The sequence below is a fragment of the Tangfeifania sp. genome, from assembly GCF_055108615.1.
The window spans coordinates 1-10006 of the sequence record NZ_JBSQIC010000109.1 but is presented as its reverse complement, the minus strand read 5'-3'; the positions used below and the strand labels follow the sequence as shown (position 1 = coordinate 10006).

The window sequence follows — 10006 nt, the reverse complement described above, 5'->3', positions numbered from 1 at the left end:
AAATCACCCTCACTTCAAGGAAATTGAGTTAACGCAAAATGTTACGATTCTTATTTTTTCTTCATACATTTATCCCTCAATAGGTACCTGAGTAGTTACTTATTTTTTAAGTACAATAAAGGAATGTGAAATCCCGGCATTGTCACGTAATTGAATCTTATAGCTTCCATTTTGGAATTTTGTAAGATCTAATTTCCTTGTTTGTGAAACTTCATTTTGTATAATGACCGTTCCATTCATATCACAAATTTTTAAAACTCCATTAATCTCTTTTGAGAAAAACAATGTATCTCTTACTGGATTTGGGAAACATCTAATCTCGGATTCATTGTTGGCAATGGAGTTTATATTTGTCGTCAGATTTTGACTATTTCGATAGATTACATCAAATTCATTTAATGTTACAAAAATATACCCCTGTTGATTCATTTTATCCATTAGCTTTTTAAGTCTTCTTGGTCCATATATCCAGCTGTAAAACATAGCTTGAATAAAATTCAAATCAGCTCCATATGTTTTTATTTCATTTTCAAGAAAATTAACAGACTCATCGTCATACAGCTCATTTGCATATTGTGACGGATTCGAAAAATCGCCACTTGCTGGCCAAAATGTCATTGTATGATGCACCGTAACATCCTTTCCATAATTATTATAATAAGCATTGGAATAAGCTCCGGTGTAACCTGTACGATGCATGCCTGACACCACAGACTTTAAACCGTCCATTGGCTCAATAAAGTTTATAAATAATTGTTCATCAGAAAGTGTCCACTTTCCATTTGTCGTATTTGGATGAGTATACAAACCCATCATGTCTAAATCAAGCAAAGCCATATTGTCGTCTGTCATCTTAAAGTAATCTGATAATACCTTATTTGGATTGGATGTTGACTGACCATAATTCTCAAAAGGATAGCAATACCCTGCTCCTGAAATTGAGCAAAAGAAGAAGTCATTTTCTATTGCTGACTCATAAATATCCCTAGTCATAACTGGAAGTAGCATTCTCATGGATGGATTTATCCCGTAGCTAATTGGTACCTGCCCCCTGTATGGATCATTCCACTGCCGGTCATAAAAGCCGTATTGCATATAAGCCGGTGAATCACCACTTTCAATCATAATCAGCGCCACATATTTCTTTTTGGGATCATATTCATGAAACGTTTTGGACCTGACTTTTGTCTGAACATAGTCATGATTATCGACAAATGCCGAATGGAAAGAATAATTACCGACCCACGTATTAACAACAGTGAACTTTCCATATAATCCGGCTAATTTAACACCATTAAACTCTTCGTAGCCGTTTCCTTCTCCATCAGGCCAAAAACCTAAAACCGGAATATTATCCGGTGTTTCTTCAAACATGGTTTTGATCAAATTTTCATACTCTATATTGTAATCAGAATCTTTATGGCCCGGAAGCCAAAAAGTTGGAATTTTAAACTCAATCAGGTAATCTCGATATACATCGTGCATGTATCCTTTATTGGCGACAGATAAAACGATTTTTATCTGAGATGGATATATATTTTGTTTGAACCAGAAAAAGGCTTCTTTTACATTCACGAAATTATTATCTCGTAAATTCTTGATATCAGCATTGCCCGTTTTTCTCTTAAAATCTTCCACCATATCCGGAGAAATAATTATTCGGTCTTCTACCCCAGCAACATTAGTTGCCAGGTTAATGGTAAAAAGCTTAGTAGGGTCGTAAACGACAGCACCTTTAAAAAACACCTTGAAATCGCTCAATAACTTATAGATATTGGTATATTCTTTCTTGACAGAAATAAGGTCTTTATCAAGATAGAGCTGAAACATATTATCCGACAAATTATCTTTTAAAAAAATGCTTGCAGTATCCCTGTTAACAAGGCCTTGCAAGGAAACTGCCGCCAGCCGGGTTCCTTGAGAAACGCTGGCATAATTAAAGGTTACGATTTCCTTTTTATAACATTTCGTTGTCGGGAAAAAATTTGTTGCAGTTTGTCCTATACCTGCGACACTGCTTGCAAACAAGAATATTAATACGAATATACCTCTCATTATTAAATCAATGTGTACCCTTTTTATTATATTTTAGATTTAGTTGCATAATAAAATCTATATTATTATTCCTTATTTGATAATGAAAAAGGGAAATCTGCATCATCAGTTCCACGTTTTTTATCGGGTCGATTCCCCATTTTCAATTTAAAAACACCTCCGTTAGTGATATCACTGAATCTAAGGTAATTGCGTGAATATTCTTCTCCGTTTAATGTAGCTGATTGTATGTAAATGTTTTTGTTACTGTTATCTTCAGCTTCTATAACAAACTTTTTCCCGTCCTCTAAAGTAATGGTAGTTTTTTGAAAAACCGGGCTTCCTAAAACGTATTCATCTGTTCCAGGGCAAACGCTGTAAAAGCCAAGTGCACTCAATACATACCAGGATGAAGTTTGACCCTGGTCCTCATCACCCGGATAACCATTTTCTGATGCATCATACAATTTATCCATAATAGTCCTTGCCCATTTCTGGGCTTTCCATGGCACACCGGCATAATTATACAGGTAAATCATATGCTGAATGGGTTGATTTCCATGCGCATACTGTCCCATTTCTGCAATTTCCATTTCTGTCATTTCATGAATTTTTCCTCCGTAAGTTCCTACATTTACAATATTGGGAACAGAAAACACCGAATCCATTTTAGCCACAAACTTCTCTTTTCCACCCAGCAAATCAATTAATCCCTGGACATCATGAAATGCAGACCATAAATAATGCCAGGCATTACCTTCGGTGAAGGGTCCTCCCCATTCGTATGGATCAAAGTCAGGGTTCCATTTACCTGTAATATCTCTTCCTCTCATAAAGCCAACTGACGGATCGAATACATTCTTATAATTATACATTTGCCTTGAAAAAATTTCTGAATAAAATGAATTTCCGGTCATTTCCGCCAACGTATATCCGCAAAAATCATCATAAGCATATTCAAGGGTTTTTGCGGTTCCTTCGCGGTATTTCGGGTAAGGAACATACCCCAGAGTGAAATATTCTTTCCAACCGTGACGGCCGTTGGCAGGCCCCCAAGGTCCCTTGTTTGTTGCTTCATGATAATAAGCCTTAAGCGCTTTTTGCGGATCATATGTGCGGATACCTTTTGCCCAGGCATCAGCCAAAAGCGAAATTGCATGATTGCCGATCATGCTACCAGCTTCCCCCGGAAAGGACCAGGAAGGAAGCCACCCACACTGATCCCATGCATCGAGCAGGGAAGCCACATAACGACCTTGCATAGTTGGATATAAGAGCGCATTTAGTGGAAACTGAGCCCTGAAAGTATCCCAAAAGCCTGTGTCAGTATATAAATATCCATAATGAATTTTCCCGTCGTACGGACTAAAATAATAAGGATTTCCATTCAAGTCCAGTTCGTAAAATTTTCGTGAAAATAAACTTGCCCGGAAATAGCAGGAATAAAATGTAGCCTTATCTTCTTCTGTTCCGCCTTCCACATATATCCGATGAAGGTGATTATTCCATATATCCCAAGCCTTTTCACGGGTTTCTTCAAGCGTTAAAAATCGACCCAGTTCCGTTTCAAGATTTCGTTCGGCTTGCTCAAAACTAATATATGAAGAAGCCACTTTGGCCTGCACTGAAACTCCGTCTTCAAATTGCACCCAGGCACCGGCGCCTTCTCCTTCCAATTCTGCTTTTCCATCCCATTTTTCGTTGTTACGATTTTCCCAAACACCATATTCTTTTATAGGCTTGTCGAAACGGATTATAAAATAGCTTTTCAGGTTATCGGGAATCTGGCGTCCATTATGCACATACCCGATAATTGTATTTTTTCCGGGAATAATTTTCACCATACTTAGTCCGGTATAACCGTCCAGAGTGATGTAAGAAGCCTGACTCTCAGGAAATGAAAAGCGAAGGTGCGCTCCCCTTACAGTAGGCGATATTTTAACTGATATTTGATTATCAAGTTCAACAGCATAATAATGAGGTTTGGCAGTTTCATTTTCATGATTGAATTGTGCTGCCCTGTCAAACTGGTTAAATTGTAACCTGCCGGTTTCCGGCATCAATGAAAAAACACAATAATCGTTAGACCACGAACTGCACTGATGTGCCTGCTGAAACCCCCGGATTGAATCTTTAAAAAACTGGTATTTCCATCCATCTCCATTTATGCCGGTTTGGGGTGTCCAGGTATGCATTCCGAAAGGCAAAGCGGTAGTTGGATAAGTATTCCCACGAGTCAACTCAAATTTAGAGTTGGTGCCCTGTAGTGTATTTACGTACTTAACCAAATCCTCATTCTCTGTACCATTGACATTCATTAAACCAACAGCAAGAAAAAAAACAATTATAAAACAGCAATACTTCATAACTTTTAGCTTTATAAATTAACTTAAAAATCCAAATTGATATTATTGTCGGTTTTAATCCCAGAAATAGACAGAATCAATTTTATCGTGGCCAATTTGGTTTAACTCCAGTCAAAAATAATTTTACCCTTTGTTTTTTTCAGGCACATAATGTCCATGATTAATTAAGAACCCATACAATGCACCGTGCCAATATACTCCTCCTGGGTTGATCTTTATATAAATTCCTCATTCCTATTCTTATATCGCTTCAATGAACTAGTCAAGCCTTCCTGACTGTAGATAGAGTCTTCCCAAACGCCTGGTTTTTCCTAATAGTCGAATTAACAATTCAAATTGGACCTAAACATCAGAAAACTCTTTGATACAGCCTCTGCTATTAATATCTGACCTAACTAAACTTTGCATAATACTTTTGGATTTATCCTTTCAACTCTTTATTCATTCGAAAATGAATAGGGGAAATCGGATGTTTGGGTCCCTCGCCTTTTGTTAGGTTCATCATCCATTTCAAAATTAATGGTGGCACCTTTCATCAGCTCATCATAATTGAAGTAATTTTTGCTGTAGGACTTTCCGTTCAGATCAATTGACCGGACGTAGCGATTATCTTTCCCGTTCCTCGGTGCTTCAATACTGATGGTATTGCCATTTTCAAGTTCCACGATAATTTTCTTGAACAGCGGCGAACCAATCACATATTCTTTGGTTGCCGGAGCCACAGGGTAAAATCCCATAGCCGTAAACACATACCAGGCCGAAGTTTGTCCATTATCTTCATCGCCGCAATATCCGTCAGCTTGCGGTGTGTAAAGTCGATCCATCACTTCACGAAGCCAGTACTGCGTTTTCCAGGGCTGGCCGGCATAATTGTATAAATAAATCATATGCTGAATGGGTTGGTTGCCGTGTGCATAGTTGCCCATGTTCATAATTTGCATCTCACGAATTTCGTGAATCACTTGTCCGTAATACGATTCATCGAAAACTGGAGGTACAATAAACACAGAATCCAGCATTTTGACAAACTCCTTTTTGCCACCCATCAGGTCTATTAATCCCTGCATGTCGTGGAAAACCGACCATGTATAGTGCCAGCTGTTTCCTTCGGTAAATGCATCGCCCCACTTAAACGGGCTGAACGGTGACTGGAATGTCCCGTCTTCATTCTTCCCACGCATAAGATTGCTTTCCTTGTCGAACAAATTCTTGTAGTTCATCGCCCGTTTGGCAAAAATGCCAATCTCGCTTTCGGGCTTGCCCAGCGATTTGCCCAACTGGTAAATACAGAAATCGGCAAAAGCATACTCCAGTGTGCGGGCAGCATTTTCGTTGATACCAACATCGTAGGGAATATAGCCCAGCTCGTTGTAGTACTGGTGCCCCAACCGACCGGTAGCACTTACTTTCGGGTGTACATGCTCGGTGCCGTGCAACAGCCCGTCGTACAAGGTTTCAATATCATAACCACGAAGCCCTTTCAGGTATGCATCGGCAACAATTGTGGCCGAATTGTTCCCGATCATGACCGATCGGTGACCGGGACTGGCCCACTCGGGCAGGAAACCGCTTTCCTTATACGTATTGGCCAGGCCTTCCTGTATCTTTTCATTTAACGAAGGGTACATCAAATTGAAGAACGGAAATACGGCCCGGAAAGTATCCCAAAAACCATTGTCGGTAAACATGTATCCTGGCAACACTTCACCGTTATATGGGCTGTAGTGCATAACCTCGCCGTTTTCGTCATATTCGTAAAACTTCCGTGGGAAAAGCAACACCCGGTACAGGCAGGAATAAAAAGTCTCAATCTGGTCGTCTGTGCCTCCTTCGACCCGAATGCGGGATAGTTCCTTGTTCCAAATCGCTGCCCCTTTTTCTTTGATCTGGTTGAATGAGTCTCCTCCCAGTTCTTTCAGGTTGCGTTCGGCCTGCTCATAGCTGATAAACGATGATGCCACGCGTGCATGGATTGTTTCTCCTTTCGTGGTCTTAAACTGAATGGCCGCGCCAACATGGTTGTCCTCCAACTCGGTTATTCCCTCCTTAATTTTATCTTTGCTCCACACTTCGCTTTTAACAAATGGCTTGTCGAACACCACCACAAAGTAGTTTTTGAAGTTTTCGGGCACACCCCCGCTGTTGCGGGTGGTATAACCTATAATTTTATTTTCTGAAGGGATCAGCTTCACATACGAACCGCGGTCGAAAGCATCGACCAGCACATACGATTTTTCGCTCTCGGGAAAGGTGAAACGAAACATGGCAGCACGTTCGGTTGGCGTAATCTCGGTCGTAACATCGTAATCGGCCAGATACACTTTGTAGTAATGCGGCTTAGCCGTTTCGGCTTTGTGAGAAAACCAGCTCGCACGTTCGTCTCCGGTTATTCTCAAATCGCCCGTTAAAGGGAAAAGTGAAAACTGTCCGTAATCGTTCATCCACGGGCTGGGCTGGTGGGTTTGTTTGAAACCGCGTATTTTATTGGCATCGTAACCATAAACCCAACCGTTTCCCATTTTATTGGTTTGGGGTGTCCAAAAGTTCATTCCCCAGGGTAACGCTATCGCCGGATACGTATTACCGTTCGACAATTTAAATTCTGAATCGGTTCCCATCAATGTATTCACATAATCAACGGGCTGCTGTGCACGAACACTGAGTATCGACATTGAGCCAATAATCACAACTAATAATGTTAATTTTCTATACATAATTTTTATAATTAATTTATTCTACAACCATGAATTTTAAAGATGATTCACTCCAATTATCATCCACTTTTATTTTATATAAATAAGTTCCATGGGTAAATTCTTTTGTCGAGAGCTTAAGATCATGCCAACCCAAAACTTGATTTTTCTTCTGTATTTCTTTCAACAATCCTCCATTTATATGGTAAATTGATAGGATGACTATATCGGCATTTTCAGGAAGATAGTAGCGAATTGTAGTATTATTTTTAACCGGATTAGGAAAATTTTGTGATAATTTGATTTTATTATCTTCAAACTCTAATAAATTTGAATGTGTTGTTTGGTCTGATAGATTTGCTTTGATCAGTTCTACAAATTCATCTGGAGCAACAACACGTACATTCGAGTTTAGCATATCTACGCAAGCTTTCACATCGCTTACATCCATTGACCAAACATGAACAGGAATTAAGCTGTAACCGCTGGCCGCTTTAGGATTTCGAGGCATATTATTTAAAATATTCGCCAACCTTTGTGGTGAATTCGCACCGTCCCATAACGCAGCCCGACCTCCAATAACTGGCTTATCATTATACCATTGAATACTACCATTTAAACCTGTATAATAATCGGCGTAAGAATACAGAAAGATGCCATCAATTGCCTCCTGATCCAAGTAAGGTTTAACAGCATCTAAATTTCCTGGATCATCTATAACATTTACAATATTTAAATCGCTCTTTTTCATGTATTCGTTTAGTAACTCACTCATCGTATTTTTTGCAGGATACTGCCCCGGATAGTTGTAACCTATTCCCGATGGACCAGCTATAAAATAGTCTCTTCCACTCTCTGAATCGGAGGAGCGATCATAAAAATATTTCATTACGGTTGGGGCTAACTCACAAAGGGCAGGTGAGATTGTCCATCCCAAATCAATTTTCCCCCGATCTGGACTGGCAAACCAACGTTGACTGGTTCCAAAATCACTGAGCATCCATTGCACATTATCACCGTCGGTCATTACAAAGCAAACCGTATGTACATTTTCTTGCTTAATTATAGTATCCAGATGATTTCGTTGTTTTGTTTCTGCCTCGAAGTTTGAAAGGGTAGATAAATTTAGCGCCCAGTCTGAAGGTATAACATTTAATGAAGTTGATGAAGCTTTTGATACCGTTTTATACTCATCGTCTCCCCAACCAAATAGCATGCTGTTGTCATCCATCCTGGAAAAGGCCAGATTGGTAAGATAGTTATCTATATCCTCAAAAAAGTAAAAGGACTGAGAATAAACAGAATAATCACCTAGGAACAAATCCTTTCCTTCTTTTTGATAAGTAATTACTCTTGTACTAAACTGATCTTTATACTGATTGAATGCCCAATGTTCATCTCTCGATCGAACATCTTCCAGCATTCTAATCTCAAGACTATTCATTAAATCAACACTTTCTGATGTTACAGCTATTGCATTTAAAAGGCCACAAATTGAAATGGCTGTATTTGATGAATTATTGTGCAGATTGCATAGTACATATCCTTCAACAGAATCTTTAAAATGCTTAATAAGCCCCTCAAAATCAGTCGAAAAAGTTTTATCAATAATTACTGAAGTATTTTCCTTAATATCTTCCAACCACTCTGAATAACCTCCGCCATGGTCACGGTAAATTATTGGCTTTGTTTTTGCCAACAAACCTTGAAGTGTATTGATAGTGAACAATTCTGACTCACTAAAATCAGAATCATTTATTACAAAAAGTTTGTCGGGCACCGAAGAAACTGGGAATGGACTTCCATCCACTCTGTCAGCCGGTTGCTGCCCGAAAAGTAGATTCGCAAAAGCTAAAATCATAAAAGTTATTACACAAACCTTACGCTGTATTTTATTTTTCATAGATTAGCGATTTCCTTGTAAATTAAAAAACCTTCTTGGGAATTGAATAAACATAAAAATATTTCAACCCCCAAAATATATGCTTAATTAAACGATAATGTATATACTTAAATGAAAGCATTACTGCTGTAATCAATTATTTATTAGTTCTTTAGTTTCTTCAGGATTGTGTTCCATTCTTAACCGCCAGAGAAGTTCTTCTATTGAAACCACTTTGATGTCATTTGATAATTTTTCAACAGCCCATTTTACCGGAGAAACTCCGGCTGCCAATTCATCGGGATTATTTGGATAAGCAGGATTATGAAACTTAGACCAGGCATGAACAGAAGTCCACGAAAAAGTTTTTTCCCCATCAGCTTTATCCTTTTCCACATCTCTGTTTATTTTTGCTGGTAATGTTTTGGGATTTCCCGCATAATCTTCCATCATCTTCAGACTTTTCCACATGGAGTATTTGGCTGTGACTATAGGAATTTCGATTCCTTTTTTGTTTTTGAACCAATAGACATCGCCTAATCCACCATGATAGGGAGCATATTGTACAGCAACTATCCCTGCAATATCTTCCAGTTCATCAACATATATCTGATAAGCATCCATTGCTGCTTTACTATCAAGATCGTGAACAATAAATCCAAACACCTTAGTCCCTGTCCGCTTCATATGAACATTTACCTTCTTTACAAAATCATGCGTTATTTCTGAAGCTTCATCACCTCTTTTCGAGGCAAATAAGTCGGGATAGTGATAACCTCCACCATATTCAACAACAGAAATACCATCTTTCTGAGTCCTTACCATTTCGCGATAAGCATCGGGAGCCATCATTGAAATATTCGACGGACACGAAGTAAAACTAACCGGCACACTGCTTAAATAAGGATTTGACCAATATGCATCTGATAAAACAAAAGAACCTATTGTCCATTGCATATTATCGCCATCGCTTATAAGAAACGAGTGAAAATGATTGCCTTTGTCATAATCTATAGTCGAAGGGTCAAGAC

At 38.8% G+C, this 10006-nt stretch carries 5 protein-coding genes; all 5 read right to left on the bottom strand.

Annotated elements, in window-relative coordinates:
• Positions 1-99: 99 nt before the first annotated feature.
• The gene (locus ACTCNA_RS16395) at positions 100-2055 is read right to left on the bottom strand and encodes a T9SS type A sorting domain-containing protein (protein ID WP_462949018.1); all 1956 of its coding nucleotides are present in this window, start codon (positions 2053-2055) and stop codon (positions 100-102) included.
• Positions 2056-2120: 65 nt separating this feature from the next.
• Positions 2121-4400, bottom strand: coding sequence for a GH92 family glycosyl hydrolase (locus ACTCNA_RS16390; RefSeq protein ID WP_462949017.1), 2280 nt, complete (start codon positions 4398-4400; stop codon positions 2121-2123).
• 437 nt (positions 4401-4837) lie between these two features.
• Positions 4838-7114 (bottom strand): GH92 family glycosyl hydrolase, encoded by a 2277-nt coding sequence (locus tag ACTCNA_RS16385; RefSeq protein ID WP_462949016.1) that lies wholly within the window; start codon positions 7112-7114, stop codon positions 4838-4840.
• A 16-nt stretch (positions 7115-7130) separates the two neighbouring features.
• Positions 7131-8996, bottom strand: coding sequence for a GxGYxYP domain-containing protein (locus tag ACTCNA_RS16380; protein WP_462949015.1), 1866 nt, complete (start codon positions 8994-8996; stop codon positions 7131-7133).
• Positions 8997-9128: 132 nt separating this feature from the next.
• On the bottom strand, positions 9129-10006 hold an 878-nt coding region (locus ACTCNA_RS16375), incomplete at its 5' end, for a hypothetical protein (RefSeq protein WP_462949014.1).

Excerpts from the sequence above, each read along its gene's own strand:
- ACTCNA_RS16395 (WP_462949018.1), bottom strand. The coding sequence starts at position 2,055 with ATGAGAGGTATATTCGTATTAATATTCTTGTTTGCAAGCAGTGTCGCA.
- ACTCNA_RS16390 (WP_462949017.1), bottom strand. The coding sequence starts at position 4,400 with ATGAAGTATTGCTGTTTTATAATTGTTTTTTTTCTTGCTGTTGGTTTA.
- ACTCNA_RS16385 (WP_462949016.1), bottom strand. The coding sequence starts at position 7,114 with ATGTATAGAAAATTAACATTATTAGTTGTGATTATTGGCTCAATGTCG.
- ACTCNA_RS16380 (WP_462949015.1), bottom strand. The coding sequence starts at position 8,996 with ATGAAAAATAAAATACAGCGTAAGGTTTGTGTAATAACTTTTATGATT.